Source organism: Janthinobacterium sp. BHSEK (assembly GCF_056174685.1).
In genome coordinates this window covers 65,453-92,185 of sequence record NZ_JBWBYV010000017.1, presented here as the reverse complement: position 1 = coordinate 92,185, position 26,733 = coordinate 65,453, and the positions used below count along the sequence as shown (strand labels likewise).

Annotated in this window: 23 protein-coding genes; 5 read left to right on the top strand and 18 right to left on the bottom strand. The window is 63.8% G+C overall.

Features of this window, described 5'->3' with window-relative positions; genetic code table 11:
• Positions 1-5 precede the first annotated feature (5 nt).
• From AC0V2Y_RS08320 to AC0V2Y_RS08305, 4 genes are all read right to left on the bottom strand, one after another.
• Positions 6-1,175: a patatin-like phospholipase family protein gene (locus AC0V2Y_RS08320; protein ID WP_319992520.1), complete on the bottom strand. Its 1,170-nt coding sequence runs from the start codon at positions 1,173-1,175 to the stop codon at positions 6-8.
• A gap of 40 nt (positions 1,176-1,215) precedes the next feature.
• Entirely contained in the window at positions 1,216-2,991 is a 1,776-nt protein-coding gene (ggt, locus tag AC0V2Y_RS08315) for a gamma-glutamyltransferase (protein ID WP_475415652.1), read from the bottom strand.
• Between the two features lie 84 nt (positions 2,992-3,075).
• Complete coding sequence (locus AC0V2Y_RS08310) at positions 3,076-3,834, bottom strand: 3-hydroxyacyl-CoA dehydrogenase (RefSeq protein WP_034751723.1); 759 nt, start codon at positions 3,832-3,834, stop codon at positions 3,076-3,078.
• A gap of 168 nt (positions 3,835-4,002) precedes the next feature.
• Complete coding sequence (locus AC0V2Y_RS08305; protein ID WP_475415653.1) at positions 4,003-4,425, bottom strand: hypothetical protein; 423 nt, start codon at positions 4,423-4,425, stop codon at positions 4,003-4,005.
• A 274-nt stretch (positions 4,426-4,699) separates the two neighbouring features.
• On the opposite strand from AC0V2Y_RS08305, the gene AC0V2Y_RS08300 reads away from it, so the two are divergent.
• Positions 4,700-6,757 carry a TonB-dependent receptor domain-containing protein gene (locus tag AC0V2Y_RS08300; RefSeq protein WP_475415654.1) on the top strand — a complete coding sequence of 686 codons (2,058 nt, stop codon included), beginning with the start codon at positions 4,700-4,702 and terminating at the stop codon, positions 6,755-6,757.
• On the opposite strand, the gene AC0V2Y_RS08295 is transcribed toward AC0V2Y_RS08300, so the two are convergent.
• The 8 genes from AC0V2Y_RS08295 to AC0V2Y_RS08260 form a co-directional block, all read right to left on the bottom strand.
• Positions 6,754-6,912: a hypothetical protein gene (locus tag AC0V2Y_RS08295; protein ID WP_475415655.1), complete on the bottom strand. Its 159-nt coding sequence runs from the start codon at positions 6,910-6,912 to the stop codon at positions 6,754-6,756. The two genes, AC0V2Y_RS08300 and AC0V2Y_RS08295, sit on opposite strands and share 4 nt — an antisense overlap.
• A 276-nt stretch (positions 6,913-7,188) precedes the next feature.
• Positions 7,189-9,312 (bottom strand): sodium-translocating pyrophosphatase, encoded by a 2,124-nt coding sequence (locus tag AC0V2Y_RS08290; RefSeq protein WP_475415656.1) that lies wholly within the window; start codon positions 9,310-9,312, stop codon positions 7,189-7,191.
• Positions 9,313-9,492: 180 nt separating this feature from the next.
• Positions 9,493-10,149, bottom strand: a complete 657-nt coding sequence (gene adk / locus AC0V2Y_RS08285; RefSeq protein WP_034782090.1) for an adenylate kinase — start codon at positions 10,147-10,149, stop codon at positions 9,493-9,495.
• 275 nt (positions 10,150-10,424) lie between these two features.
• A complete protein-coding gene (gene kdsB / locus AC0V2Y_RS08280; protein WP_475415657.1) occupies positions 10,425-11,183 on the bottom strand; it encodes a 3-deoxy-manno-octulosonate cytidylyltransferase in 759 nt (252 codons plus the stop codon).
• 2 nt (positions 11,184-11,185) lie between these two features.
• The gene (locus AC0V2Y_RS08275; RefSeq protein ID WP_475415658.1) at positions 11,186-11,362 is read right to left on the bottom strand and encodes a Trm112 family protein; all 177 of its coding nucleotides are present in this window, start codon (positions 11,360-11,362) and stop codon (positions 11,186-11,188) included.
• Positions 11,343-12,398 (bottom strand): tetraacyldisaccharide 4'-kinase, encoded by a 1,056-nt coding sequence (gene lpxK, locus AC0V2Y_RS08270; protein WP_475415659.1) that lies wholly within the window; start codon positions 12,396-12,398, stop codon positions 11,343-11,345. Before lpxK ends, AC0V2Y_RS08275 begins: the two co-directional genes overlap by 20 nt.
• Positions 12,399-12,511: 113 nt before the next feature.
• The gene (locus AC0V2Y_RS08265) at positions 12,512-12,955 is read right to left on the bottom strand and encodes an ExbD/TolR family protein (RefSeq protein WP_475415660.1); all 444 of its coding nucleotides are present in this window, start codon (positions 12,953-12,955) and stop codon (positions 12,512-12,514) included.
• Complete coding sequence (locus AC0V2Y_RS08260; protein ID WP_070224614.1) at positions 12,952-13,557, bottom strand: MotA/TolQ/ExbB proton channel family protein; 606 nt, start codon at positions 13,555-13,557, stop codon at positions 12,952-12,954. The genes AC0V2Y_RS08265 and AC0V2Y_RS08260 overlap by 4 nt, the downstream gene beginning before the upstream one ends.
• An 868-nt stretch (positions 13,558-14,425) precedes the next feature.
• Here AC0V2Y_RS08260 and AC0V2Y_RS08255 point away from each other — a divergent pair.
• Complete coding sequence (locus tag AC0V2Y_RS08255) at positions 14,426-14,557, top strand: hypothetical protein (RefSeq protein WP_475415661.1); 132 nt, start codon at positions 14,426-14,428, stop codon at positions 14,555-14,557.
• 316 nt (positions 14,558-14,873) lie between these two features.
• Positions 14,874-16,235, top strand: coding sequence for an exodeoxyribonuclease VII large subunit (gene xseA / locus AC0V2Y_RS08250; protein ID WP_475415662.1), 1,362 nt, complete (start codon positions 14,874-14,876; stop codon positions 16,233-16,235).
• A 95-nt stretch (positions 16,236-16,330) separates the two neighbouring features.
• On the opposite strand, the gene AC0V2Y_RS08245 is transcribed toward xseA, so the two are convergent.
• From AC0V2Y_RS08245 to AC0V2Y_RS08220, 6 genes are all read right to left on the bottom strand, one after another.
• Complete coding sequence (locus AC0V2Y_RS08245) at positions 16,331-18,781, bottom strand: TonB-dependent receptor (protein WP_475415663.1); 2,451 nt, start codon at positions 18,779-18,781, stop codon at positions 16,331-16,333.
• An 86-nt stretch (positions 18,782-18,867) separates the two neighbouring features.
• Entirely contained in the window at positions 18,868-19,929 is a 1,062-nt protein-coding gene (locus AC0V2Y_RS08240) for an ABC transporter ATP-binding protein (protein ID WP_475415664.1), read from the bottom strand.
• A 1-nt stretch (position 19,930) separates the two neighbouring features.
• Entirely contained in the window at positions 19,931-21,298 is a 1,368-nt protein-coding gene (locus AC0V2Y_RS08235; RefSeq protein WP_475415665.1) for a GH1 family beta-glucosidase, read from the bottom strand.
• A gap of 32 nt (positions 21,299-21,330) precedes the next feature.
• On the bottom strand, positions 21,331-22,149 hold the full coding sequence (locus AC0V2Y_RS08230) for a carbohydrate ABC transporter permease (protein WP_475415666.1): 819 nt from the start codon (positions 22,147-22,149) through the stop codon (positions 21,331-21,333).
• The gene (locus AC0V2Y_RS08225; protein ID WP_475415667.1) at positions 22,146-23,138 is read right to left on the bottom strand and encodes a carbohydrate ABC transporter permease; all 993 of its coding nucleotides are present in this window, start codon (positions 23,136-23,138) and stop codon (positions 22,146-22,148) included. The genes AC0V2Y_RS08230 and AC0V2Y_RS08225 overlap by 4 nt, the downstream gene beginning before the upstream one ends.
• 7 nt (positions 23,139-23,145) lie before the next feature.
• Positions 23,146-24,429, bottom strand: coding sequence for an extracellular solute-binding protein (locus tag AC0V2Y_RS08220; protein WP_475415668.1), 1,284 nt, complete (start codon positions 24,427-24,429; stop codon positions 23,146-23,148).
• Positions 24,430-24,863: 434 nt separating this feature from the next.
• Between AC0V2Y_RS08220 and AC0V2Y_RS08215 the strand changes: the two genes are divergently transcribed.
• Both AC0V2Y_RS08215 and AC0V2Y_RS08210 read left to right on the top strand, forming a co-directional pair.
• The gene (locus AC0V2Y_RS08215; RefSeq protein WP_475415669.1) at positions 24,864-25,883 is read left to right on the top strand and encodes a LacI family DNA-binding transcriptional regulator; all 1,020 of its coding nucleotides are present in this window, start codon (positions 24,864-24,866) and stop codon (positions 25,881-25,883) included.
• Between the two features lie 212 nt (positions 25,884-26,095).
• Complete coding sequence (locus AC0V2Y_RS08210) at positions 26,096-26,674, top strand: superoxide dismutase (protein ID WP_070224622.1); 579 nt, start codon at positions 26,096-26,098, stop codon at positions 26,672-26,674.
• The last annotated feature ends 59 nt before the right edge of the window (positions 26,675-26,733 follow it).

Sequence of the window (26,733 nt, the reverse complement as noted above, 5' to 3'; positions counted from 1 at the left end):
CCGTCTCAAGAACCAAAAAACGCCAGTACATCGTCCTTGCGGGCCTGCGTATCGCGCTGTCCAAGACGGATCAGCTCGTTAGTATACGTCGATTCGAACAATAAATACGATGCCAGCGCCGCGCCGCGCGCTTCGGCCGCGCCGATACCCGACAACATGGTGCGGATGGGACGCGGCAAACTGCCGATATGCCGGCTGGCGATGGCGTCGAGCCGCTCGGACGGCGCGATGACCAGCAATTCCACCGGCCGCAAGGCCGTCTTGCCCAGCAACTCGGGCGGCAGCATCGACAGGGTCAGGTTGATGCGGTTCAGGCGCTCAATGTCGACGGCCAGGCCATCGAGGAAGATCGACGACAGCGCGTGGCCGGCGATCTGTGCCAGGCTCGGGTAGCGCGCCGCTTCGGAGGCGGCCGGTGCCGGTTCCGTCATGCGCCCCGCGCCCACCACCAGCACCTTGTTCGCGCCCAGGTGGATGGCCGGCGAGATCGGCGCCAGCTGGCGCATGGAACCGTCGCCGCAGTATTCGCGCTGGCCGCCCACGTACAGGGGCACGGCGGGAAAAATGAAAGGGATGGCGGCCGAGGCGAGCAAGTGCTCCACGCCGATCTGGTCCGGCAAGGCCAGGCGCTGCGTGCGCACCCAGGGCGCGATATCCTCGGCCGTCTGGTAAAACGTCATGTGGCGGCTGCCCGAATACGACGACGCCGTCACGGCCAGCGCATGCAGCAAGCCGTCGGCCAGGGCCGCGTCCAGGCGCGGCAGGTCGAGCATGCGGTGCAGCAGGCTGACCAGCGGGGTATTGTCGAGCAGGGAATTGGGCGGCGACGCATGCCACTGGCGCAGCAGCCAGCCGAACGACAGCAAGGACAGCCAGCGCGCGCCCGAGCGGATCACGCCCAGCGAGTCGGCCCGGTAGACCTGCTCGACCTCGATGTGCTGCCACACGTCGAGCAGTTTTTGCACGCCTTCGCCGAAATTATCGGCACGGCAGGCCAGCGCCGTGGCATTGATGGCGCCGGCCGAGGTGCCGCAGATGATATCGAACGGGTTGCGCGCCGGCGCCCAGCCCGCTTCCCACAGAATCGCCGAAATCGCCTGCAGCACGCCCACCTGGTAGGCGGCACGGGCGCCCCCTCCCGTGAGTATCAAGCCTGTTTTATTTTGCATTCCCATGCCGGCAGATTAGCAGGGTCTTGATGCTTTGTGGAAAAGTTTAGTCGCCTCGGACCATCCCTTCTCTTCTCGGATCGGCCCCGCCAAACCAGAAATCCTTGCCATGCGCATTCAGGCGCATGATGCCCTGCAAGCCGGAATTCTGTTCGATGACGCGCACCTCGTGACCCATCGCCTGCAGTGCCTCGACTTGCGCGGCCGGCGCACGGCCCTTTTCCAGTTCCGTCGGACCGTTGCGGCTGCCGAAGTTCGGCAGGCTGATGGCCTGCTGCACGTTCAAGCCCCAGTCCATGGTGCCGACCAGGACCTTGGCGACATAGTTGATGATGGACGAGCCGCCCGGCGAGCCCGTCGCCAGCACCAGCTTGTGCGTGCCCTTCTCGAACACGAGGGTGGGCGACATGGCGCTGCGCGGACGCTTGCCCGCCTCGACCCGGTTGGCGATGGGGCCATCGGCATCGCGCGAATCGAACGAGAAATCCGTCAGCTGGTTGTTCAGCAAAAAGCCGTCGACCATCTGGCGCGAACCGAAGGCGTCTTCCACGCTGGTGGTCATCGACAGGCCGCCCCCGAAGGCGTCGACGGCCACCAGGTGCGACGTCGACGGACGCTGCAAGGCGTTGTCCATGCCCCACGCCACCTGCATGCCGGGCGGCGTGCCGGGCAAGGCTTTACCCATGGATTTGTCGCCGATCAGGGCGGCGCGCTGCGCCAGGTAGGTTTTGTCGAGCATCGAGGCGATGCCCTTGCCCGGCAGCGGCACGAAGTCCGTGTCGGCCACGTAGCGGTTGCGGTCCGCGTAGGCCAGGCGCCCCGCTTCCGAAAACAGGTGGATCGCCTGCGCATCGAGCACGCCGTCGACGGGCGCATACGGGCGGATGTCCTTCACTTCCAGCATGCCCAGCATCTGCGCGATGGCGATGCCGCCCGACGATGGCGGCGGCATGCCGCATACGGTCCAAGCCTTGTAATCGCTGCAGACGGGCTCGCGCACCTTGGCGCGGTAGCCGGCGATGTCTGCCGCCGTCAGCTTGCCCGGGTTGCTCGGGTGCGACGCCACCTTGGCGGCGATGTCGCGCGCGATGCGGCCGTTGTAAAAGGCGTCGGCGCCGCCGCGGGCGATTTCGCGCAGGGTGCGCGCCAGCTGCGGGTTCTTCAGCACGTGGCCGACGGGCCAGGCCTTGCCCTCGCCGTCATAGAAATACGCGGCGGCGACGGGGTCGCGCTTCAGGGCCTGGTCCCAGTTCAGCAAGCCGTTGAGGCGCTGGCTGACGGGAAAGCCGCCGTGCGCCAGCTTGATGGCGGGGCCGAACAGGGTCGCCCACGGCAGCTTGCCATGCTCCTTGTGGGCCAGCTCCAGCATGCGCAGCACGCCCGGCGCGCCCACGGAACGCCCACCCACCACGCCCGTGGCGCGCGAGACGGGGCTACCGTCCGCATTCTGGAACAGGTGTTCATCGGCGGCGGCAGGCGCCGTTTCGCGCCCGTCGAACGCCTGCACGCCCTTGGCCGTGGAGTACAGCAAAAAGGCGCCGCCGCCGATGCCCGACGATTGCGGCTCGACCAGGGTGAGCACCAGCTGCGTGGCGATGGCCGCGTCGATGGCGCTGCCGCCCTTCTTCAGCATCTGGTAGCCGGCATCGGCGGCCAGCGGATTGGCGGCGGCGACCATGAATTTCTGCGCCGCCCAGCCACTTTTTTCCGCATACGCGGTGGCGATTTCCGGCGCCTTCTGCGGCACTTCGGCAAATACGGGACTGGCAGCGAGGGCTCCCAGCAAGGTCAGGCTCAGGGCCAGCGGCTTCAATGCGATCATGGTTTCTCCGATAAAAAAAGGGCGCACAGCCGAGCAAGGCTGTACGCCCCATACGGGGGTATCCTACATCAAATCACGCCACGCTTATTTGGGCTGCATGCGGATGGCGCCGTCCAGGCGGATCGTTTCGCCATTGAGCATGACGTTTTCCACGATGGCTTTCACCAGCTGCGCGTATTCGCCGGGCTTGCCCAGGCGCGAAGGGAACGGCACCATCTTGCCCAGCGCATCCTGCACTTCGGCCGGCATGCCCAGCAGCATGGGCGTCTCGAAGATGCCGGGCGCCACCGTCATCACGCGGATGCCGTTGCGCGACAGGTCGCGCGCCATCGGCAGGGTCAGTCCCACCACGGCCGCCTTCGACGAGGCGTAGGCCGCCTGGCCGATCTGGCCATCATAGGCCGCCACGGAAGCCGTGTTGATGATGATGCCGCGCTCGCCTTCCGCCGTCGCGTCCTGTTTCGCCATGGCGTCGGCCGCCAGGCGGCACATATTGAAGGTGCCCACCAGGTTGATGTTGACGACCTTCTGGAACAGGGCCAGCGGATGCGGGCCATCCTTGCCCACGGTCTTCACGGCCGGCGCCACGCCGGCGCAGTTGACCAGGCCGCGCAAGGTACCGAGCTTGGTAGCCGCGGCCACCACGGCCAGGCCGTCCTCTTCCGACGTCACGTCGCACTGCACGAACACGCCGTCCAGCTCAGCGGCCAGCGCCTGGCCCGCCTCCGTCTGCACGTCGGCCAGCACGACCTTGCCGCCAGCGGCCGTCAGCATGCGCGCCGTGGCCGCGCCCAAACCCGATGCGCCGCCCGTGATGATGAATACATTGTCCTGAATCTGCATGAAATCTCCTGAGTGATAAGGGCCGTGTTCCCGGCGCCTGATGGTTGATGCACAATGCCATTATTACGCTATTACGCTATTACGTTTACGTAAACGTAATGTCGGCGACAATTGTAGCCATTTTTGCCGTCACCGAGCGAAAACTTGCAACGCCGGCGACTGGCAAGGTTAAAAACACTGCATGAAAGCGCCATTGCGGTGGCAGATGCGCCCGTTCGCATCGAGCGTGGCGTTGCCCGCGCCGTTGTAGCGCGCGCCGGCGGCATCGCGGCAGCCGCCCGTGTCGCAGGCACCGATGGGCTGCGGCGCGCGCGGCATCGGCACGGCCGGGCCGGGCGGCAGGGGCGCGATGGGCACAATGGGAGGCGCCGGCTGTGCCGGCATGCGGCCGATTACCTGCGCCACGGCGCGGCGCGGCTGCACGGGCGGCGCCGGGCGGCACGGTTCCACGGCCAGCTTGCTGCTGTCGCGCGGGTCGAGCTGGCACACGGGCAGTTCATCGGACGCCGCCGGCTCCTGTGCCCAGGCATGGCCGCCAGCGAGCAGCAGGGCGCCGGCCAGCGCCAGCATGGTTTTTGTCATCTTCTTCATACCCCCTCCCCAGCATCGATCCTACCGCTTTCATTATTGGCACACGCCGCGCCAAATGCCAGCGAGGGCAACACTCTCACGTCTGCGGCTGCCACGCACATGCTGCAACGGTGTTTTATTTCCTTTCAGCACTTTCCTTCTTGCCAGGATGGCATTACAATAAGAACGATTCTTATTCTCATTAGCGGAATTCGAGCGCAATTTACTATCTTTTCATTCATACCCGAGCCACCCGGAAGGCAGCCAGGAAATAACAACATCCGGAAAGTTCACCATGATCCAGCGTAGTCCCGCATTCATTCATCCTGTTACGCCCGCCCGCCCCATCCATTGCGCCACCCTGCTCCTGCCCTGCCTGCTGTCCTTGGCCGTCGGCAGCGCCTGGGCCGAAGGCAATGCGGCCGCCGATCCGACCATGAACACGGTGGTGGTCACGGCATCGGGCACGGCCATCGACATCAAAGATGCGCCGGCCAGCATCAGCGTCATCACGCGCGAGGAAATCGAGCGCCAGCCCGTGTATGACCTGAATACCTTGCTGCGCCGCATCCCCGGCGTGACGGGCGGCACCAGCCCGGTGGGCGAGGAATCGAAGATCAAGCTGCGCGGCTTGCCCGACAAATACACCTTGATCCTCGTTGACGGCAAGCGCGTGGGCAGTTCGGCCGACACGGCCTACCGTCCCGACCTGAGCCGCCAGGACTTGAACTGGATCTCGCCCGACATGATCGAGCGCATCGAAGTGGTGCGCGGACCCATGTCCTCGCTGTACGGCTCGGACGCCATGGGCGGCGTGATCAACATCATCACGCGCAAGGTGCCGGGCAAGTGGAACGGCTCGGCCACGGCCAATTACACGCAGCCGCAGGACAGCGGCCGCGGCACGGCGCACCAGCTGGGCGTGAACCTGGCCGGTCCCTTGTCGGACACGGTGGGCATGCGCCTGGGCGTGGGCCAGACGCGCCAGAATCCCGACGAAAAGGCCATCGGCAAATCGGGCGGCATCGGCGGCGAACGCAACCAGACTGTCTCGGGCCAGCTGAACTGGGCGCTGGACAAGAAGCAGAACCTGTCGCTGGACGCCAGCTACGGCAAGCAGCAATCGACGGATTCGACCACGCTCGACGCGGACGGCTACCCGCTGTTCGGCGCCTGGGGCGCGAGCAAGCTGATACGCAAGAGCGCCAGCATCGGCTATGAGGGCCGCTGGGACTTCGGCAAGGCCGTGGTGAACCTGTATCACAACGATTTCGACAACGAAGTCGTCGGCACGATCGCGAAATCCAAGGACAGCACGCTCGACGCCAGCCTGGAAAAGCGCGTCGGCTGGGGCGGCATCGAGCAGATGCTGGTGATGGGCGGCCAGTGGAAGCACCAGGAATTGACGAATACGGACACCATCGGCACCGTGCCGACCGATTACCTGGGCAAGCCCGTCAGCGGCGCCACCCTGTCCGGCACCACCTCTGCCCTGTTTGCGGAAGACCAGCTGTTCCTGCGCGACAACTTGACGGCCACGGCCGGCCTGCGCCTCGACCACCACAGCAAGTTCGGCAACCATTACAGCCCGCGCCTGTACCTCGTGTACCACCCTGCTCCCGCCTGGACCATCAAGGGCGGCGTATCGCAAGGCTTCCGCGCCCCGAGCCTGAAGGAAAACTCGCCGGCGGCGGCCACCCAGTCGGGCGGACGCGGTTGCGGCAGCCTCAAGCCCCTGGGCTATGTCACGGGCGGCTGCTACATGGCCGGCAATGCGGACTTGAAGCCGGAAACGAGCACGGCCGGCGAGATCGGCGTGGCGTGGGAACAGAATGGCTGGGACGTCGGCTTGATGTACTTCCACACGGATTTCAAGAACAAGATCGACTATGCGCCGCTGGGTTTCTACCAGAAGCGCTGGTGGACCAAGATGACGAATATCCAGAAGGCGCGCACCAGCGGCCTGGAAGCGACGGCCACCATCCCGCTGACGAAAAACCTGGACTGGCGTAACAACGTCACCTACATGGCGGAAGCGAAAAACCTGACCACGGGCGCCAACCTGCTGTCGACGCCGAAGCTGTCGTGGTATTCGGCGCTGGGCTGGCAAGTCAACGACCAGCTGTTCGGCGAAGTGTCGGCCCAGTACACGGGCAAGGAACTCGACGCGGGCAAGCTGGCCGACAAAGCCTACACCATCGTCGACACCGTCGTGTCGTACAAGGTCACGCCCCAGTGGACGGTGCGCGGCGGCGTGCAAAATCTGTTCAAGAAAGGGCCGATGGCCGACGGCCTGGTCGACTACTACGTGCCGGGACGGCGCATGTTCGTCGGCCTGACCTCGCGGTTCTAATCACGGGGCGGCGGCGTGGCGGCAGCCGGCACGCTGCTGCGCATCCGCCCGGCGACGGGCACCTTGTGGCCGCTCGCATACAGGCATTGCTGGTAGGCGTAGTCATCGCGGCGCTGCATGCCGTACGCGGAACTGTCGGCCGCGCCCGCTCCCACGCCGGCGCCACGGCAGCGTGCAACTGGTCACGTAGGGAAAATAGCCTTGCGGATGGCGGCAGTATTAGCACATCGGCGCCGTCGGCACCCCGCCCTGTTCGACATATATGGGAGGCGTGACGGACAGCGGCTGCACCACGACCGTGCGTCCGTAAGGATGGCGGTACCACAGGTCGCCGTACCAGCCCCGCCCGAACGATATGAAAACCAGGAAATTTTGATGTGCAAGACGTGAAACAGCCCCGTGACACGGGGCTGTTTGAGATGGCACGGGTTTTATTGCGCCGGCAAGACCTGCGCCGGCGTGGCCGGCGCCAGGATGGGCGGCGCGGGCGCGTGGATGGGTGCCGGCGCCTTGACGGCCAGCCAGCCCGTGGCCGGCAGCAGCGGCACCAGCAGCAGGGCCACGATATTGATGATCTTGATCAAGGGGTTCACCGCAGGACCCGCCGTGTCCTTGTACGGGTCGCCCACCGTGTCGCCCGTGACGGCCGCCTTGTGCGCGTCGGAACCCTTGCCGCCGAAATGGCCATCCTCGATGTATTTCTTGGCGTTGTCCCAGGCGCCGCCGCCCGTGGTCATGGAAATGGCCACGAACAGACCCGTCACAATCGTTCCCATCAAGAGGCCGCCCAGCGCCGCCGGCCCCAGCAGCATGCCCACGACGATGGGCACCACCACGGGCAGCAGCGACGGCACGATCATTTCGCGGATGGCCGACGCCGTCAGCATGTCGACGGCCTTGTCGTATTCGGGCCGCGCCGTGCCTTCCATGATGCCCTTGATGTCGCGGAACTGCCGGCGCACCTCGACCACCACGGCGCCGGCCGCGCGGCCCACGGCTTCCATCGCCATGGCGCCGAACAGATACGGAATCAGACCGCCGATGAACAGGCCGACGATGACCATCGGGTTCGACAAGTCGAACGTGATGTGCTGGCCCACGGATTCGAGCGCGTGCGTGTAGTCGGCGAACAGCACCAGCGCGGCCAGGCCAGCCGAGCCGATGGCGTAGCCCTTGGTGACGGCCTTGGTGGTGTTGCCGACGGCATCCAGAGGATCGGTGATGGCGCGCACGGAGTCGGGCAAGCCCGACATTTCCGCGATGCCGCCCGCGTTATCGGTGATGGGGCCGTACGCGTCGAGCGCGACGATGATGCCCGCCATCGACAGCATCGAGGTGGCCGCAATGGCGATGCCGTACAGGCCCGCCAGCTGGTACGACACGAGGATGGCGATGCAGACGGCCAGCACCGGATACGCGGTGGACTTCATCGACACGCCCAGGCCGGCGATGATATTCGTGCCGTGGCCCGTCGTCGACGCTTCGGCGATATGGCGCACGGGCTTGAAGTCCGTGCCCGTGTAGTACTCGGTGATGTACACCATCAGCCCCGTAAGCACGATGCCGACGACGGTGGCGCCCAGCATCTTGTAGCGCATGGCGTCGTCGGGCCACAGCAGCCACGTGACCACGGCAAAGCCCACCAGCGACAGGCCGGCCGCCCACCACAGGCCCGTGTACAGGGCCGACATGATCTTCTTGCCGGGCACCGTTTTGACCATCGAGCAGCCGACGATGGAGGCGAGGATGGAAACGGCGCCCAGCAGCAGCGGATAGAGGATGGCCGTGCTGCTGGCTTCGGCCATCAGCAGCGCGCCCAGCAGCATGGTGGCGATCAGGGTCACGACATAGGTTTCGAACAGGTCGGCCGCCATGCCGGCGCAGTCGCCCACGTTGTCGCCCACGTTGTCGGCGATGACGGCCGGGTTGCGCGGATCGTCCTCGGGAATGCCCGCCTCGACCTTGCCCACCAGGTCCGCGCCCACGTCGGCGCCCTTGGTGAAGATGCCGCCGCCCAGCCGCGCGAAGATGGAAATGAGCGAGGCGCCGAAGGCCAGGCCGATCAGAGGCTTGATCAGGTCATGCTGGGTCAGGCCGGGCGCGCCCGTCTTCACCAGCAGCCAGTAGAACAGGGTCACGCCCAGCAAGCCCAGACCGACGACCAGCATGCCCGTGATCGCGCCGCCCTTGAAGGCCACGCTCAAAGCCTGGTTGATGCCCAGGGTGGCCGCCTGCGCCGTGCGCACATTGGCCCGCACCGAGACATTCATGCCGATGAAACCGCAGGCGCCCGACAGCACGGCGCCGATCAGGAAGCCCAGCGCCGTGTGCAGGCCAAGCAGCACATAGATGGCGATCAGCAGCACCACGCCGACGATGGCGATGGTGCGGTACTGGCGCGCCAGATAGGCGGCCGCGCCCTGCTGGATGGCCAGCGCGATTTCCTGCATGCGCGCGTTGCCGGGATCCTGGCGCAGGATCCAGCTACGCGACACCAAACCATAGATGACTGCGACCACGCCGCAGGCTACCGCAAACCACAAACTGGCTGCCATATCGTCCCCTTCTGTTTTTATCCGACGTCATTGCCGACAGCTGCAGACCGCACCGGGTAGGCACGCGCAGCCAGGAAAACACGACCTGCAAAAAAAACTGAACCACGAAAACGATACGGCGCCCGCCTGAAGCGCGGGCACAAAAAAAGCGGACACTCAGGTCCGCTTTTCAAACACTGCTTATTCCGCCAGGGCGGCAAATGCGCTGTCGCGGATTTGCTCGACAGGACCGACGCCGGCGATGCGGCGGTATTTCGGCGCGCCTGGCAGGCCGGATTTGGCCCAGTCATTGTAGTAACCGAGCAAGACCTTGGTCTGGTTGTGGTACACGTCCAGGCGCTTCTTGACCGTTTCCGCCTTGTCGTCGTCGCGCTGGATCAGCGGCTCGCCCGTGATGTCGTCGATGCCGTCGACCTTGGGCGGATTGAATTTGACGTGGTAGACGCGGCCCGAACCCGGGTGGCTGCGGCGGCCGTCCATGCGCTCGATGATGGACGCGTCCGGCACGTCGATTTCCAGCACGTAGTCGACATTGATGCCGGCATCCTTCATGGCGTCCGCTTGCGCGATGGTGCGCGGGAAGCCGTCGAACAGGTAGCCATTGGCGCAATCGGCCTCCTGCAGGCGGTTCTTGACCAGGCCGATCATGATGTCGTCCGACACGAGGCCGCCCGCATCCATGACCTTTTTCGCTGCCAGGCCCAGTTCGGTGCCTTCCTTGATCGCCGCGCGCAGCATGTCGCCCGTGGAGATTTGTGGAATATTGTATTTTTCTTTGATGAAGTTAGCTTGGGTGCCCTTGCCGGCACCGGGTGCTCCTAAAAGTATCAGACGCATTGAAAAGTTCCTAAAAAACAGATTTTGGATGGTGGTATGTGTAATTATTTTTAGATGATGTTGCTATGGCTATCTTTCCCTACGAAACTTACCACAAAAAATCCCCGAAGCGCCAGTTTGCTGTCGAATTGCTATGCCCTGATTGATCAAAGCCAACAATTAGCGAAGCAGGTGTTTCAAAATGTGGTTTTTTGTGGCAGGCCCCGCATAAAATTTTTCTCGCGCACGCACGGCGCCTGAAACACGTCCAGGGCAAGGCAGCCATGGGTGTTTTCTCAGGTGGCGTGCTGGTAGTGCGCCTGTACTCTGGCAAGATCTTCCGGCGTGTCCACGCCGGCGGCCGGGGCCGAGTCCGTGACATGCACGGCGATGGCATAGCCATGCCACAGCACGCGCAGCTGCTCCAGCACCTCGATCGCTTCCAGCGGCGAGGCGGAGAGCGTGGGGTACGTTTGCAAAAATGCATTGCTGTACGCATACAGGCCGATATGGCGCAGCGGCACGTAGCCTTGCGGCAGGTTCTCGCGGGACTGGGCGAAGCCGTCGCGGTGCCAGGGGATGGTGGCGCGCGAAAAATACAAGGCGCGGTTTGCCTTGTCCAGCACCACCTTGACGACGTTCGGATTGAAGGCCTCAAGCACCTCGTGCAGCGGATGGGCGCACGTGGCCATGGGGACGGCGGCGCTGATCTGCGCCGCGCAGGCGGCCAGCAGGGCCGGGTCGATCAGCGGTTCGTCACCCTGCAGGTTGACGACGACGGCGTCCGGCGGCAGATCGAGCGTGCGCGCCACTTCGGCGATGCGGTCCGTGCCCGACGGATGGTCGCTGCGCGTCATGCACACTTCCACGCCATGCGCGGCGCAGGCGTCGCGGATGGATGCATGGTCGGTGGCGACGATGACGCGCGCGGCGCCGGACAGGGCTGCCTGCTCGGCCACGCGCACCACCATGGGCTTGCCGCCCAGGTCCGCCAGCGGCTTGTTCGGCAGGCGCGTCGAAGCCAGGCGGGCCGGGATGATGACGATGAACGCCATCGTTATTCCACTGCGTCTTGCAGGGTGCGCGCTTCGTCCGCCCACATGATGGGGATGCCATCGCGGATAGGATAGGCGAGGCGGTCGCCGCGGCAAATCAGTTCCTGCGCCTTCTTATCGTGTTCAAGCGGACCCTTGCAAACAGGGCAGACCAGGATATCAAGCAGTCGAGCGTCCACGACATTTCTCCACAATTTGTTGGGCCAGCGCGCTATCGATGCGCGCACTGACGGGGACGACCCACAGTCTCGGGTCATCTTTGAGATATTCAATTTGCGCACATTTTACTGCATCCTTCTCGGTGATCAAGATCACATCCGTGTCGAGGGCGGCGAATGGCTGGTCGAGAAAGTCGTGATGGTCGGGCAAGGGCAGTTCCGCGAAGTCCAATCCGGCCCCGCGCAGCATGGCAAAGAAACGCCGGGGGTTGCCGATGCCGGCCGCCGCCACGATGCGCTGGCCGCCGGCCGCCAGGTTTGTTAGCGGCATGCGCTCGTTGCGGTCTGTCAAGCGTTCGGCCACATCGCCATCGAGCCGCATCTGCACCACCAGGCCGCCCTTGGGCGCGACCTGGTCCACCAGCGCCGGCGCCAGCGCGGGCGCGTTGATCACCGTCACGTCGCGCCGGCGGCGCGGCGGTTCGCGCAGCGGGCCGGCCGGCAGCAGCCAGCCGTTGCCCGCACCGCGGCCGTCGAACAGCACGATTTCCACGTCGCGCCGCAAGGCGTAATGCTGCAAGCCGTCGTCCGTCACCAGCACGTCGACGTCCGGATGCGCGGCCAGCAGCGCCCTGCCCGCCTGCGCGCGGTCGCGCCCCACCATCACGGGGCAGCCGCCGCGCTGGAAGATCAGCAGCGGCTCATCGCCCACCTGCTGCGGCGTGGACGCGGCGGTGACGGCGCGCGGCAGCCGGTCGGCGCTGCCATGGCCGCGCGAAATGACGCCCGGGCGCATGCCCGCCTCGCGCAAGGCTTGCACCAGCCAGATCGTCAGCGGCGTCTTGCCCGTGCCGCCGATAAAGATATTGCCGACGACGACGACGGGCACGGGCAGGCGCGCGGATTTGATGATGTTGGCGCGATACAGGCCGCGCCGGATGGCGCTCAGGGCGCCGAACAGCAGGGAAACGGGCCACAGCGCGCACGCCAGCGGGCCGCGCGACAACCAGGCGCGGGTGAATGTGGTTTCAAGCTTGGCGGGGGAGGATGTGGGCATGAAGGAAGACGTAAAAATGGTGTAGGTCGGATTAGCCGCGCCGCCAGGCGCAGCGTAATCCGACATGCTCGGCTGCGGCTTGTGTCGGCTTACGCCGTTCCGGCTAAGCCGACCTACTTGCTGCCGCCCGCCTGCGCCGCAAACGTCAGCTTTTCATAGCCGGCCAGGCGCGCCGCTTCCATCACGTGGATGACCATCTGGTGCATGGCGAACTGGTCGGCGTTGACCACCACCACGGGCGTCTGCGCCGGCGCCTTGCCGCCGTTGGCCGCTTTCGCCGCGTCCTGCAGGGCCTCGGCCAGGCCGGCCACGTCGCGGAACGAGACCGGCTCGCGGTTGACCGTGTAATTGCCCTTGGCATCGACGGTGACGTCGATCTGCTGCGGCTTGTCCTTGGCTTGCTCGGCATCGGCCGTCGGCAAGGTGATCTGCAGCTCCGTAAACTTGCTGTAGGTGGTGCTGACCATGAGGAAGATCAGGATCACCAGCAGCACGTCGATGAACGGGATCAGGTTAATTTCGGGGTCTTCACGCCCCTTGCCTTTGCGGAAGTTCATTTGCGGCCACTGTGGACGATGTCGACGAACTTGACTGCTTGCTGCTCCATGTCAATGACGAAGCTGTCGACGAGGGCGCGGAAATGGCGGTAGAAGACCAGGGTCGGCATGGCGATGGCCAGGCCGAAGCCCGTGTTATACAGGGCCACCGAGATACCGTGCGCCAGCTGGGCGGGATTCGAGCCGCTGGCGTTTTGCGAGCCGAAGATCTCGATCATGCCCACCACCGTGCCGAACAGGCCCATCAGCGGGGCCAGGGTGGCGATGGTGCCCAGGGTCGTCAGGAAACGTTCCAGCGTGTGGGCCACGCCGCTGCCCGCCTCTTCGATCGATTCCTTCATCACCTCGCGCGGCGCGTCGACGTTGCGCAGGGCGGCGGCCAGCACCACGCCCAGCGGCGAATTGTCTTCCAGCTTGGCCACCGTGTCCGGCGTGATCTTGCCGCTGCGATATACCTGCACCACTTCATCGAACAGCTTGCGTGGCAGTATCTTGGCGCGTCGCAAATACAGCAGGCGCTCGATGATCAGGGCCAGGGCGACGATGGAAGCGATCAACAACAGCCAGATGGGCCAGCCAGCGGCTTGAAATATAGCGAGCAAAAGAAACTCCTGATAAAGGGAAGGCGATGGACCGCCTGGACAGCCTGTATTGTACCGAGCGCCGAAGACCGATTGTACGTCCGCGCGGGAATGGCGCAATGTAGCGCGTTGCCGCGCCGGCGGCAAGTGGCGCCTGCATGGCACTTGTCCCCAGCACGCTGCCGGCGCACAGTTTTGCACATTTTGTGTGGATAAGATTGTGAGCAAGCATGAAGTCCAGCATGCAAGCCCTTGATTTGCATGGGAATTATCGCGCTGCGCAAAATACAGGCATAGCAGCTTATCGACAGTAGTCAATGTCAATAAATTAATACTTGCAGAGTTCTGCACATTTACTGTGGACAAGATTGTGCGCAAAGCCGTGAAATTCAATTAAGTCATTGATTTTAAAGAAAATTAAGTCGATGCGCAAAAAAGTGGCAGGCAGCGCGTAATCGGCGGCAGATGGAGCGTCAAAGTTCTGCACACAATCTGTGGACAAGATTGTGCGCAAGCTCAAAGATAGGCGCTAAGTACATTGATTTATATCGTTTTTATTGCCTTGCATAAAAATGTAGCAAGGGCGGAAAAGCACGCTTTTCAGCATCACATTTCACGGCAAAAGGACAGTTTTCCACCGAGAAGGCAGTTCCACACATAAAGTGTGGATAAGATTGTGAGCAAGCCGATTGACTCCACGCAAGAGCATTGATTTTAAAGGAGTTTTTTTCGATGCTGAAAAATAAGGCAGCGCAAGCGCCTGCTCGCGCCGTGGAAAACACCAGGAAAAGACGAAACGGTTTATGCGGTTTTGCACATATTCTGTGGATAAGATTGTGAGCAAGGCGCACGGTCGAACGCTAGACCCTTGATCTATATGGCTATTTTCATGCTGCGCAAAATTCAGGCAAGCCATGCCGTGGGCATTCCGGTGGATAAATCCAGCGCCGCGCGGGAGTTCTGCACATTTTTTGTGGATAAGATTGTGCGCAAGGCCATGCATGGCATACTAAGCGCTTGATTCCTATGCACTTTATTTCCTTGCGCAAAAATGTAGCAAGGCACTTTTATGGGAATAAAGGAGCCGGTCCGCTAACGTTTGTCCAAGGCAAAAAGTTCCGCACACTTTCTGTGGATAACTTTGTGCGTAAGTGGAAGGGGCGGCACTGATGTGCTTGATATTAAAGGATTTTTTTCCTGTGCACGCAAATCAGGCATACGGGAATTCATCATGAAATCAATTACTTAGAAATAGATCTTGTTGTTTTGCACGATATATGACATAAGCATGACCTCGCCGATAATATGTGGACAGTTCCCTTCCCGCCCCCAGCTTTATGATGACCGACACCCCGACTGACAGCGGCTTTGCCGCCCCGCCCGTGCTGACCGTCAGCGCCCTGAACCAGGCCGTCGCGCGCCTGCTCGAGCGCTCGTTTCCCCTGACCTGGATCGCCGGCGAGATTTCCAACTTCACGCGCGCCGCCTCCGGCCACTGGTATTTCACCTTGAAGGATGACGGCGCCCAGGTGCGCGCCGTGATGTTCCGCGGCCGCGCCCAGTACGCGGGCTTCACGCCGCGCGAAGGCGACAAGGTCGAAGTGCGCGCCCTCGTCACCCTGTACGGCGCGCGCGGCGATTACCAGATCAACGTGGAAACCATCCGCCGCGCCGGCGTGGGCGCCCTGTACGAAGCGTTCCAGCGCCTGAAGGAAAAGCTGGCCGCGCAGGGCCTGTTCGACCAGGAGCGCAAGCGCGCCATCCCCATGTTCGCGCGCAGCATCGGCATCGTCACCAGCCCGCAGGCGGCGGCCCTGCGCGACGTGCTGATCGCCTTGCAGCGCCGCGCGCCGCACGTGTCCATCATCCTGTATCCCACGCCCGTGCAGGGCCAGCAGGCGCCGGAAAAGATCGCGCAAGCGATCCGCACGGCATCGACAAGGGCCGAGTGCGACGTGCTGCTGGTGTGCCGTGGCGGCGGCAGCATTGAGGATTTATGGTCGTTCAACGACGAAGCCGTGGCATACGCGATCGCCGATTGCTCCATGCCCGTGATCAGCGGCGTGGGCCACGAGACGGATTTCACCATCGCCGACTTCGCGGCCGACCTGCGCGCGGCCACGCCGACGGCGGCGGCCGAACTGGCGGCCACGCCGCGCGCCGACTGGATGGCATCCTTGCGCGCCGATGCGGCCGACCTGCGCCGCGCCATGCGCCGCAGCCTCGACGACTCGGCCCAGACCCTGGACCGCCACAGCCGCCGCCTGCTCAACCCGAAGGCGCAGCTGCGGCAGCAGCGCCTGCAGCTGCTGGCCCTGTCCACGGCCATGACGCACGCGGCGCGCGCGCCCGTGAACCAGTCGCAGTACGCACTGGAACGCCTGCGCAGCCGCTGGGCCGCCTTGCGGCCTGACGTCGCGGCGCCGCGCGCGCGCCTGGTGGAGATGCAGCGGCGCGGCGGCGCTTCCATGGCGCAGCTGCTCAGCCAGCGGCGCCACCGCCTCGACGGCCTGGCGGCGCAGCTGGAGCTGTTGAATCCGCAGCGCACCCTGGAGCGCGGCTACGCCATCCTGCGCGACGAAAAGGGAAACATCGTGCGCTCGCCGGCGCAGCTGCAGGCGCGCCAGAACGTCAACGTGCGCCTGGCCGACGGCAGCGCGCAGATCGGCATCGCCAGCGTGCAGGCAACTCTGGAATAGGCGCCGGCATAAAAAAGGCCGGGGAAGCTCCCCGGCCCAACACCTTCCCCTACTGAGTGGACTGCTGCTGCAACTGCCCTTTCACACTACCGCATTTAAAACTTCATCGACACGCGCGCGCCAAACGTGCGCGGCGCGTTGTAGAAGGCGCCGTAGATCTGCTGCGTCGGCTGGCATGGCATGCCCACGTCCGTGCAGATTTCATTGACGTCCAGCTTGACCGCCTTGTCGGTGGCGTTCTGCACGAACGCTTCCACCGTGTACGCCTTGTTCGCCGGCTGGAAGCGCAGGCTCAGGTCCAGGGTCGTGTAGGCTTCCTGACGCTTGACGCCCGCATGGCCCGGCACGTCGCCGTTGAACGCGCCCGCCCCCACGTAGGACATGGTTTCATAGTGCACCGAGGCGCGCGGCGTGAGCTGGCCGCCGGCGACGGCGAAATCGTGCTCGTACTGGACGGTGGTGGAAAACTTCGGCGCATGCTTCATGGTGCTGCCGCCCACGTTCACCAAGGGCGCCGTCGAGCCGCAGGACTGGCCATTCGCGCGCGCCGCATCGACGTCGCACGAAAGAAAATCGTCATACACGGCTTTGAGCCAGGTGGCGTTGCCCGTCAGGCGGTCGACCTTCGTCGGCCGCCACACCCATTCCGCTTCCAGGCCCTTGACGGTGGCGCCGGCCGCGTTGAAGTTGGCCAGCACGCTGTTGACCACCTGCGATTCGAGCTTGTCCTTGTACTTCATCAGGAAGGCATCAAGGTTCAGGGTCAGTTCGCGGTTCAGCAAGTCCGACTTGAAGCCGATTTCATAGCTGGTCAGCTTTTCCGGCTTGGTGGTGGCGCCGCCGTCACCGATGGCCGGCGAATGGAAGCCCGTCGTCACGGAACCGAACAGCAAAATGTCCGGCCGCAGCTTGTACTCGATGCGGCCCAGCCACGTGGCCTGGCCGTATTTCAGGTCGGCCGTGTTGTCGCCCGGCGTATTGCCGCAGGCGGCCGCCGTGATGGCGCCGCCGGGGCCGATATTGTGCGTGTTGGCCAGGCCCGTGCCCGGCGTGACCAGCTGGCGCAGCTGATCGGCAGTCAGCACGGTGGTGCCCAGCGGCGTGTTCGCGGGCCAGTTCGGGCACGCCCAATTCTGGCCGCCGATGTCGAATTTATGGTCCTTCGTGTAACGCGCGCCAGCCGTCAGCTTGATCTGGTCCGTCAGCTGCTGGCTGACCTGGCCGAAGACGGCCTTCGATTTGAGCTGGCGGTCGCCCTGGATGAAGGACATGGACGACGCATACTGGCCCACGGTGGGCTGCACGAAGATCACGGCGCCGTTGGCGATATCCTGCTGCACGGCGGCCTGCGAAATCTGGCTGCGGTCGATATCGAAGCGCACCTTGTTCTTTTCATTGAACAGGAACAGGCCCGCCACCCACTGGAACGGCGCATCGTCGTCCGAGCGCGCCTGCAGCTCGTGCGAATAGCTGTCGAACTGCGCCCAGTCGGTGCGGTTTTCCGACTTGAAGCCGGGGAACAGGCCCGCATCGGCGTCGTTGCTGTTCTGGCGCTTGTAGCGGCTCCAGCTGCCCAGGTACGTGAAGTCCAGCGCATCCGTCGGCTTGTAATTGAGCTTGCCCTTGTAGGTCAAAATCGACTGGTCCAGTGTGCCCGGTGTGTCGATCAGGGCCGAGCGCAGCTTCTCGCCCCCTTTCGGTTCGGCCGCCAGATAGACGTTGCCGGCGCCCTGGTCGAGGAAGTAGTCGGCGATAAAAGTGCCGCGCAGCTGCGGCGTGAACTTCCACAGCAGCGAGGCGCGCACGCCCATCTGGTCGCCGGCGCCATACTTGGCCGTACCGGGCATGACGTTCGAGCCGCGGCGGAAGTCCACCGTGCCGTCGTGGCTATCCTTGATGGCGGCGATGCGCAGCGCCACGTCGTCGGAGAACGGGATATTGAGCATGCCCTGCGTCTGCAGGTGGCGGTAGTCGCCCACGGTGATGCCGGCCGAGCCCATGAACTTCGATGTGTTTGGCGCGGCCGAGACGAGGTTGACGGCGCCGGCCGTCGAATTGCGGCCGTTCAGGGTGCCCTGCGGTCCGCGCGCCACCTCGACGTGGCTCAAGTCATACATCAGCGCCGTGGCGCCCTGGGGACGCGGCGAATACACGCCGTCGACATAGAAGGCGACGGCCGGGTCGCCCAGCTCCGTGTGGTTGGCCGAACCGACGCCGCGCATGTAGACGTGCACGCCGCCCGAGTCGCCATGCTGCTCGACGACGAGGCTGGGCACCATGGTGGCCAGCGACGCCAGGTCTTTCACTTGATTGTTTTGCAGGGTGTCCTGGTTGAAGGCGGTGACGGCCAGAGGCGTCTCCTGCACGAAGGTATTGCGGCGCGTGGCCGTGACGACGATGCGGTCCATCTGTTCGGCTGCCGGTTTTGCCGCATCCGTGGCTGCAGCCTCCTGGGCCATGGCGGCGCCGCTGCCCAGCAAGATGAACTGGGCGAAGGTCGCATGCGCCAGGCTGAGGGCGATGGTATTGCGTTTGAGCTGTTGCATTGTTGTTGTCTCCTGTACCGCTGGTTGAATGATGATCACATAGCTCTTTGGCTACTGCTGCACATTTTTTGGGTGTCAATCTGAAGTCATGTCGCCTCCGTGCGGGGTCTATGGGTAGCCACGGCGCGCCCGGCCGTGTCGAACAGAAAGGCATGGCCTTCTTCCGGCGCGAAGCCGATGGCGCTGCCCTGCGCCAGCGCGTGGCGCGCCTCGCCGTGCAGCTTGATGGCCACCGCATGCGAACTTCCCTCGAGCGTCGCGTGGATGATCTGCGCATCGCCCAGCTGTTCGATCAGGGTGACGGTGGCGCCGTAGCCCTCCTCGCGCGGCACCAGGCGCAGGTGTTCCGGGCGTATGCCGACCAGCATGCCCGCCGCGCCGCCAAGCTGGCTGGCCAGGGCCGGGACGGCGGCGCACGGCAAGAAGTTCATGCGCAGCGCGCCGATGAAGCCGGCGACGAACTGGCTGGCCGGGTGGCGGTACAGCTCCAAAGGCGCGCCCACCTGCTCCAGGTGCCCGCCGTGGAAGACGGCGACCCTGTCGCCGAGGGTCATGGCCTCGACCTGGTCGTGCGTCACGTAGATCATCGTCGTGCCCAGCTCCTGGTGCAGCTTGGCCAGCTCGATGCGCGTCTGCACGCGCAGCGAGGCATCGAGGTTGGACAGCGGCTCGTCGAACAGGAACACCTTGGGCTGGCGCACGATGGAGCGACCGATGGCCACGCGCTGGCGTTCGCCGCCGGACAAGGCCTTGGGTTTGCGGTCAAGCAGGTGCGTGATCTGCAAGATCTCGGCCACCTTGCCGACGGCCGCGCGCACTTCGGCCTGCCCCTTGCCCGCCAATTTGAGAGCAAAGCCCATGTTGTCGCGCGCCGTCATGTGCGGGTACAGGGCATAGCTCTGAAAGACCATGGCGATGCCCCGCTCGGCCGGCGCCACGTCATTGGCCAGCAGGTCGCCGATGCGCAGCTGGCCCGCGCTGATGTCTTCCAGTCCCGCGATCATGCGCAGCAGGGTCGACTTGCCGCAGCCGGACGGCCCGACGAAGACCATGAATTCGCCGTCGTGGATATCGAGATCGAGGCCCTTGACGATTTCCGGGCCGTCGCCGTAGGTCTTGCGGATGCCGCGCAGGGAAATGGCGGCCATGTCAGTGCTCCCCCGCCAGGGCCGGCGCATGGGCGGCGCGCTGAGCGATAATAAAATCGCGGTACCACAGGGCGCTGTCCTTGAAGCTGCGCTGCTGCGTGGCGTAATCGACGTACAGCATGCCGAAGCGCTTGGCGTAGCCCGAGTTCCACTCGAAGTTGTCCATCAGGCTCCAGTAGAAATAGCCGCGCACGTCGATGCCCTGCGCGATCACGGCGCGCAAGGCGTCCAGGTGCAGCCGCACGTACTCGATGCGCGGCGCGTCGTGGATCTTGCCGCCGACGGGCTTGTCGGCCACGGCCATGCCGTTTTCCGTGATGTAGACGGGCGGCAGCCGGTATTCGCGGTGCAGGCCCACGAGCAGCTCCGTCAAGCCTTGCGGATAGGTTTCCCAGCCCATGTCGTTGACACCGAGCTTGCATTCGGGCTTGCGCGGCGGCGTCTCGGCGCTCATGTAAGCGCGCGTGTAGTAGTTCACGCCGAGGAAATCGATGGGCTGCTTGATATCCATGAAATCGTTTTCAAAGATAGCCAAAGCAGAAGCATCGACGTGTTTCAGGGCCAGGGCCGGGTAGCGGCCCTTGAAGATGGCGTCCATATACCACTGCACCGAGCGCGCATATTCGAGTTCGGCCAGCTCGCGGTCCTGGGCGCTGTCGGTGGCCGGCGTGGCCGTCCATTGATTGAGCACGATGCCCAGCTTCGCGGGCGGATTCACGGCGCGCATGGCCTGCATCGCCAGGCCGTGCGACAGCAGCAGGTGGTGCGACACTTGCACGGCGGCGGCCGGGTCGGCCATGCCGGGCGCGAACTGGCCCGTGCCGTGGCCCAGCACGGCCGTGCACCACGGTTCATTGTGCGTGGCGATGCTGGCGACCTTGTGGCCGAAGCGGCGCGCCACCTCGGCCGCGTAGGCCGCGAAGTGGTAGCAGGTGGCGCGGTTGAGCCAGCCGCCCTCGTCCTGCAAGGCTTGCGGCAAGTCCCAGTGGTACAGGGTCAGATGGGCATCGAGGCCTTGGGCGGCCAGGGCATCGAGCAGGCGGGAGTAAAAATCAAAGCCGGCCTCGTTCCAGGCGCCGGAACCCGTCGGCTGGACGCGCGACCAGGACATGGAAAAGCGGTAGGCGTTTACGCCCAGGCTGGCGATCAGCTCCACGTCCTCGGCATAGCGGTGGTAATGGTCGCAAGCCACGTCGCCATTGCTGCCGTCGATGATCTTGCCGTTCGTGTGGCTGAAGGTATCCCAGATGGACGGGCCGCGGCCGTCGATGGCGGCGGCGCCCTCGATCTGGTAGGCGCTGGTGGCCACGCCCCAGGTGAAGGTGGCGGGGAAGTTGGTGTCGATGTCGTCGTTGTGCATGGTCGTCATGTCAGTGTGAGGGGTTGAGATAAATGTGTGGATCAGCCTTTGACGGCGCCCTGCGTCAAGCCTTCGATCAGGCGCTTCGAGGCGACAAAAAACATCAGCAGCAGCGGCAGCACGGCGATGGCGGCGCCCGTCATCAGCGCGCCCCACTCCGTGTTGTTCGGCGCCTGCATGCTGCGCAGGGCCAGCGGGATCGTGTAGTTCTCGACGGAGCGCATGACGACCAGCGGCGTGATGAAATTGTTCCACGAGTTGATGAAGGTGATCAGGCCCAGGGTGCCCATGGCGGGGCCGATCAGCGGCAGCACGACGCGCCAGTAGATGGCGAATTCGCCGCAGCCGTCGATGCGCGCCGCCTCGATCAGGTCCTTCGGAATCGCCGTGCCGATGTACTGGCGCATCAGGAAAATGCCCAGCGCGCCGGCCGCGCCCGGCAAGTACAGGGCGCGCGGCTGGTCCAGCCATCCGAGGAAATCCATCAGCATGAAGGTCGGGATCATGTTCATGAACGACGGAATGATCATCGACGCCATCACCAGGGTAAACAAGGGCCGCTTGAAGCGGAATTCGTACATGGCAAACGCATAACCGCCCAGCGAGCAAAAGAACAGGGTCAGCGCGGTCGTCATCAGGGCCACGTACAGGCTGATGCCGATATTGCGCCAGAACGGCAGGCGCTCCTGCAGCAGTTCCAGATTGTTCAGCAGGGCCGTGCCGAACCAGCGCGGCGGCGGCAGGCTGTAGATCTCGGCGCTCGTGTGCGTGGCGAAGACGAACATGAAGTAGAACGGCGCGACCATGATCAGGGCGCCGATGGCCACCATGGCATAGGCCGTCCAGCGCGTGGTTTTCATCGTGCCTCCTTGCGTTCTTGACGTTCATTGCGGCTGAAGATGCGGTTATTCACCCAGGTGGTGCTGGCGATGATCAAAAACAGCAGCCAGGAAATGGCCGACGCCGTGCCGAAGTCGCCCGAGGAAAACGCCGTCTTGTAGACGAAGATGGCCGTCGTCATCACCGACTGGCTCACGCCGCTCGATTCGGCCACCAGCACGAACGGTTCCTCGAACAGCTGCAGATTGCCCATGATGGTGAGCGTGACGGCCAGGTAGATCATGGGGCGCAGCTGCGGCAGGGTGATGTACCAGAACTGCTGGCGTGTCGAGGCGCCGTCGATGGTTGCCGCCTCGTACAGATCCTTCGGTATCACCTGCAGCGCGGACAGGTACAGCACCAGGTTCCAGCCCAGGTAGCGCCAGAAAATCACGAAGGCGACGGCCGGCTTGATGAACAGCGAGCTGCCCAGCCAGTCGATCGATTCCGCCGGAAACAGCCCGCCCACCAGCGGCAGGCTGGCGCACCACTGGAGCAGCACATTGATCTGGCCATAGTCGCGCGAAAACAGGGTGTTGAAGACCATGGCGATGGCCACGCTGGAGGTGATGAACGGTAAAAAGTAAATGCCGATCACCAGGTTGCGCGAGCGCTTGAAGCTGTTGTGGATGAACGCCGCCAGCGGAATGGCCACCAGGTGCTGCGGCACGCCCGAGGCCAGTGCCAGCCAGACGGTATTGCCCAGCGAGCGCAAGAACCACGGGTCGCTCAAGGCATACTTGTAGTTGTCCAGGCCCACCCACTGCATGGCTTCCACGCCGCTGGCCGCTTCCCACTGGTTGAACGACAAATAGATGGAAAACAGCAGCGGGAACAGGCTGAAGACGGCGAACAGGATGAAGAAGGGGCTGATGAAAATATACGGCGCCCATTTTTTCATGTTGAAGCGTTTTTTGGCGGGCCGCGCCGGGACGGCGGCGCCATCGGCACAAGGCATGGTCGTGTTCATGCTGTTCCTAGCGCCGCGCGCGGTGGGTGATCAGGGCCTTGGCGTCGGCCAGCGCCGTCTTGATATCCTTGTTTTGCGCCAGCACGCTTTCCAGTTCCATGTTGACGATGTCGCGCGCCACGGCGTCGAACTTGTCGACGCGGATGACGGGAATCTTCGCCGCCGTGTCGCGCGCCAGCAGGCGCGTCTTCTGGCCGCCGAAATACGGCTGCGGCTCGTCCATCATCGGGTCGGCATATGCCGCCTTGAGGGACGGGAAGGCGCCGATCTCCTTCAAGGAGTGCAGCTGGATATCCTTGTTGACGGTCATGAACTTGATGAATTCCCAGGCCTGGGTTTTATTCGCCGCCTTTTTCGGAATGCCGTAGAAGGAGCCGCCGTAGGACGCCAGCGCGCCGGCCGGCAGGTTGGCCGCGCGCCACTGGCCCTTGGAATCGGGCGCCAGCCATTTGGCCAGGTGGCCGCTGAGCCAGGAACCCATCATCTGGCTGGCCACCTTGTCGCGTTTGAAGCCTTCGGCCCACTCGCCCGTCCAGGCCACGGTGCGCGCATCGATGCCGGCCACCCGCGCCGCCTTGGCCAGTTCGAAGGCCTTGATGAAACGGGGCGAGTCGACCAGCACCTGGCCCTTGTCGCCAAAGTAGATGCCTTCGCCATCCTTCAGATTGGCGCGTATATAAATGTCGGCCAGGTCGCTGGCACCGGCCAGCAGATAGGTGCCGGTGGCGGCCTTGAGCTTCTTGCCGGCGGCGATGTACGATTCCCACGATTGCGTCAGGTCGGCCTCCTTGATGCCCGCCTTGTCCATCAGGTCCTTGCGGTAGAACAGGGTGCCCGGTCCCAGGTCGGCCGGCATGGCGCCCAGGGTGCCGCGCGAACTGGTGGCCTGCACGAAGGTGAACGGCACGAACTGGGCGCGGTACTGCCCTGCGCCGTAGGGCGGCAGCAAGAGGTCTTCCATGCCCTTCGATTCGGCGAAGCTGCCCACGTAGCGGAAGTCGATGGCCATCACGTCGGGCAGGCGCGCGCCGGCCGCCAGCGCCGTCGTCATCGAGTTATGGTGATCGTCGATCTGCAGGCTGACCAGCTTGACCTTCACTTGCGGGTACAGCTTTTCCCACAGGGGCAAGGCCGTCTTGACGGCACGGTCCAGGTCGGGAAACGAGGCGACAGTGATCGTGGCGGGGGCCAGCGCCGGCGGCTGTGCGGCAGGCGGGGCGGCTGCGGCGGCCACGCCACAGGCGAGGGTCAGCGCGGCCAGGGGGGCAGCGCCAAGGATGCTTGACTTCATTATTTCATCTCCGATTATTGAGCGTCTTCTATCTTGAAAACGTTTTCACAACATGTGTCCATTTAACACCGCAAAGAAAACCAAGTCAACCGAAAAAGTTGTCATTTTTATCGACGGTGGTGTGGCAAGCTGCACGCCGTGGCACGTGTTCTCCTATGAAAAAGCGCAAAAATTCCTCATTTGAGCCGCCGTTGTTTTTTGTGAAAACGTTTTCAAGCGTAGGTCGGATTAGCGGGTGAGCGCGTAATCCGACAATATTGTTGGCGGCAGAGGCATGTTCCGGCGCATTGCTGGCCGTGATGTGTCGGGTTACGCCCTGCGGGCTAACCCGACCTACCCCGACCTGCGGTCGTTATCGGCCATTTATGGTAATCTTTCGATGAAAAGGTTTTCAGAGCACTGACGACCAGCCATCTTGATACCCAGGAACCGCCTTGAACGATAGCGACCACGCCGCCTCTCCCTCCACCCTGCTCGACGTGGCCCGCCAGGCCGGCGTGTCGCCCAGCACCGTGTCGCGCATCCTGAACGGCACGGCCAGGGTCTCCGACGACAAGCGCGACGCCGTGCTGGCGGCCATCGCGCACATGAAATTCGCGCCGAACCAGATGGCGCAGGGCTTGAAAAAGGGCCGCTCGATGACCATCGGCATCGTGGTGCAGGATATTTCCAGCCCCTTCTTCGACGAAAGCCTGCGCGGCGTGGACGATGGCTTGAAGGACACGGGCTATGCGTCCGTCATCGTCAGCGGGCACTGGAATGCGCAGGAAGAGGCGGACCGCATCCGTTTGCTGCTGGCGCGAAAGGTCGACGGCATCATCCTGCTGTCGGGGCGCATCTCGGACGAGAGCGTGCTCGATTTCTCGCAGCAGCGGCCCATCGTCTCGACGGGCCGCCTGCTGGCGACCAGGAGCGCCATCGGCTTCAAGCTCGACAACGAATACGGCGCCTACCTGGCCGTGCGCCACTTGATCGAGCTGGGCCACCGCCGCATCGCCTTCGTGGCCGGGCCCGCCAACAACACGGATGCGGCCGAACGCCTGACGGGCTACCAGCGCGCGCTGCGCGAAGCGGACATCGCCATCGACCCGAAACTGATGGCGGAAGGCGATTTCCACGAGGCCAGCGGGATGCTGGCCATGAACCACTTGTTTGATACGCAGCAGCAGTTCAGCGCCGTCTTCGCCGCCAACGACCTGTCCGCCTATGGCGTACGCCTGTGCCTGTACCGCAAGGGCATCCGCGTGCCCGACGATATCTCGCTCGTCGGTTTCGATGACTTGCCCGGCTCGTCCTACACGACGCCGCCGCTGACGACCATCCACCAGCCCCTGTACGACATCGGCCGCATCGCCACGGAAGCGCTGCTGGGACTGATCAATGGCGAAGCCGTGCAGGCGGCCATTCCGCCGCTGGAACTGATCGTACGCGAGACCACGCGGCGGATCCGCTAAGGCTTACGGCGGGGAACTTTTCCGCCCAATTCAGGCTGAACGAGAATCACTACGCTACCCGCATCCGCAACGCATGCCGGAATCTGCAGCAATGGCGCATCCGCTTTACAATAGTGGCTCGTTCAGCAAGAATGCCTGCTTCAAGCAAGCTTGGCTCAACCCTCCGGCCGCAGGCCGGTAGACTCCGAATACTCACCATAAAGGGACATCACATGGAACATACTCTGCCACCACTGCCGTATGAAATGGACGCTCTGGCGCCGCATATTTCGAAAGAAACCCTGGAATACCACTATGCCAAGCATCACCAGGCGTATGTCACCAACTTGAACAACCTGATCAAGGGTACCGAGTTCGAGAACCTGTCGCTGGAAGAGATCATCAAGAAATCGTCGGGCGGCATCTTCAACAATGCGGCGCAAGTATGGAACCACACCTTCTACTGGAACGGCATGAAGCCGGCCGGCGGCGGCGCGCCTACGGGTGCCGTGGCTGACGCGATCAACGCCAAATGGTCGTCGTTCGACAAGTTCAAGGAAGAATTCACCAAGTCGTGCGTGGGCAACTTCGGTTCGGGCTGGACCTGGCTGGTGCAAAAAGCCGACGGCTCCGTCGACATCGTCAACACCTCGAACGCCGGCTGCCCGCTGACCACCGGCGACAAGCCGCTGCTGACATGCGACGTGTGGGAACACGCCTACTACATCGACTACCGCAACCTGCGCGCCAAGTACGTGGAAACGTTCTGGGGCCTGGTCAACTGGGACTTCGTTGCCAAGAACTTCGCGTAAGCGGTCCTTGTCAACGTAGGGCGAAAAAAGCCTGCGCCATCCCGCGCAGGCTTTTTTTT

Bases quoted from the DNA above. Each gene is read 5' to 3' on its own strand.
- AC0V2Y_RS08290 (WP_475415656.1), bottom strand. From the start codon at position 9,312: ATGGCAGCCAGTTTGTGGTTTGCGGTAGCCTGCGGCGTGGTCGCAGTC.
- AC0V2Y_RS08305 (WP_475415653.1), bottom strand. From the start codon at position 4,425: ATGAAGAAGATGACAAAAACCATGCTGGCGCTGGCCGGCGCCCTGCTG.
- AC0V2Y_RS08300 (WP_475415654.1), top strand. From the start codon at position 4,700: ATGATCCAGCGTAGTCCCGCATTCATTCATCCTGTTACGCCCGCCCGC.
- AC0V2Y_RS08310 (WP_034751723.1), bottom strand. From the start codon at position 3,834: ATGCAGATTCAGGACAATGTATTCATCATCACGGGCGGCGCATCGGGT.
- AC0V2Y_RS08265 (WP_475415660.1), bottom strand. From the start codon at position 12,955: ATGAACTTCCGCAAAGGCAAGGGGCGTGAAGACCCCGAAATTAACCTG.
- ggt (WP_475415652.1), bottom strand. From the start codon at position 2,991: ATGATCGCATTGAAGCCGCTGGCCCTGAGCCTGACCTTGCTGGGAGCC.
- AC0V2Y_RS08230 (WP_475415666.1), bottom strand. From the start codon at position 22,149: ATGAAAACCACGCGCTGGACGGCCTATGCCATGGTGGCCATCGGCGCC.
- lpxK (WP_475415659.1), bottom strand. From the start codon at position 12,398: ATGCCCACATCCTCCCCCGCCAAGCTTGAAACCACATTCACCCGCGCC.
- adk (WP_034782090.1), bottom strand. From the start codon at position 10,149: ATGCGTCTGATACTTTTAGGAGCACCCGGTGCCGGCAAGGGCACCCAA.
- AC0V2Y_RS08220 (WP_475415668.1), bottom strand. From the start codon at position 24,429: ATGAAGTCAAGCATCCTTGGCGCTGCCCCCCTGGCCGCGCTGACCCTC.
- kdsB (WP_475415657.1), bottom strand. From the start codon at position 11,183: ATGGCGTTCATCGTCATCATCCCGGCCCGCCTGGCTTCGACGCGCCTG.
- AC0V2Y_RS08240 (WP_475415664.1), bottom strand. From the start codon at position 19,929: ATGGCCGCCATTTCCCTGCGCGGCATCCGCAAGACCTACGGCGACGGC.
- AC0V2Y_RS08255 (WP_475415661.1), top strand. From the start codon at position 14,426: ATGCTGCGCAAAATTCAGGCAAGCCATGCCGTGGGCATTCCGGTGGAT.
- AC0V2Y_RS08245 (WP_475415663.1), bottom strand. From the start codon at position 18,781: ATGCAACAGCTCAAACGCAATACCATCGCCCTCAGCCTGGCGCATGCG.
- AC0V2Y_RS08320 (WP_319992520.1), bottom strand. From the start codon at position 1,175: ATGGGAATGCAAAATAAAACAGGCTTGATACTCACGGGAGGGGGCGCC.
- AC0V2Y_RS08210 (WP_070224622.1), top strand. From the start codon at position 26,096: ATGGAACATACTCTGCCACCACTGCCGTATGAAATGGACGCTCTGGCG.
- AC0V2Y_RS08235 (WP_475415665.1), bottom strand. From the start codon at position 21,298: ATGACGACCATGCACAACGACGACATCGACACCAACTTCCCCGCCACC.
- AC0V2Y_RS08225 (WP_475415667.1), bottom strand. From the start codon at position 23,138: ATGAACACGACCATGCCTTGTGCCGATGGCGCCGCCGTCCCGGCGCGG.
- xseA (WP_475415662.1), top strand. From the start codon at position 14,874: ATGATGACCGACACCCCGACTGACAGCGGCTTTGCCGCCCCGCCCGTG.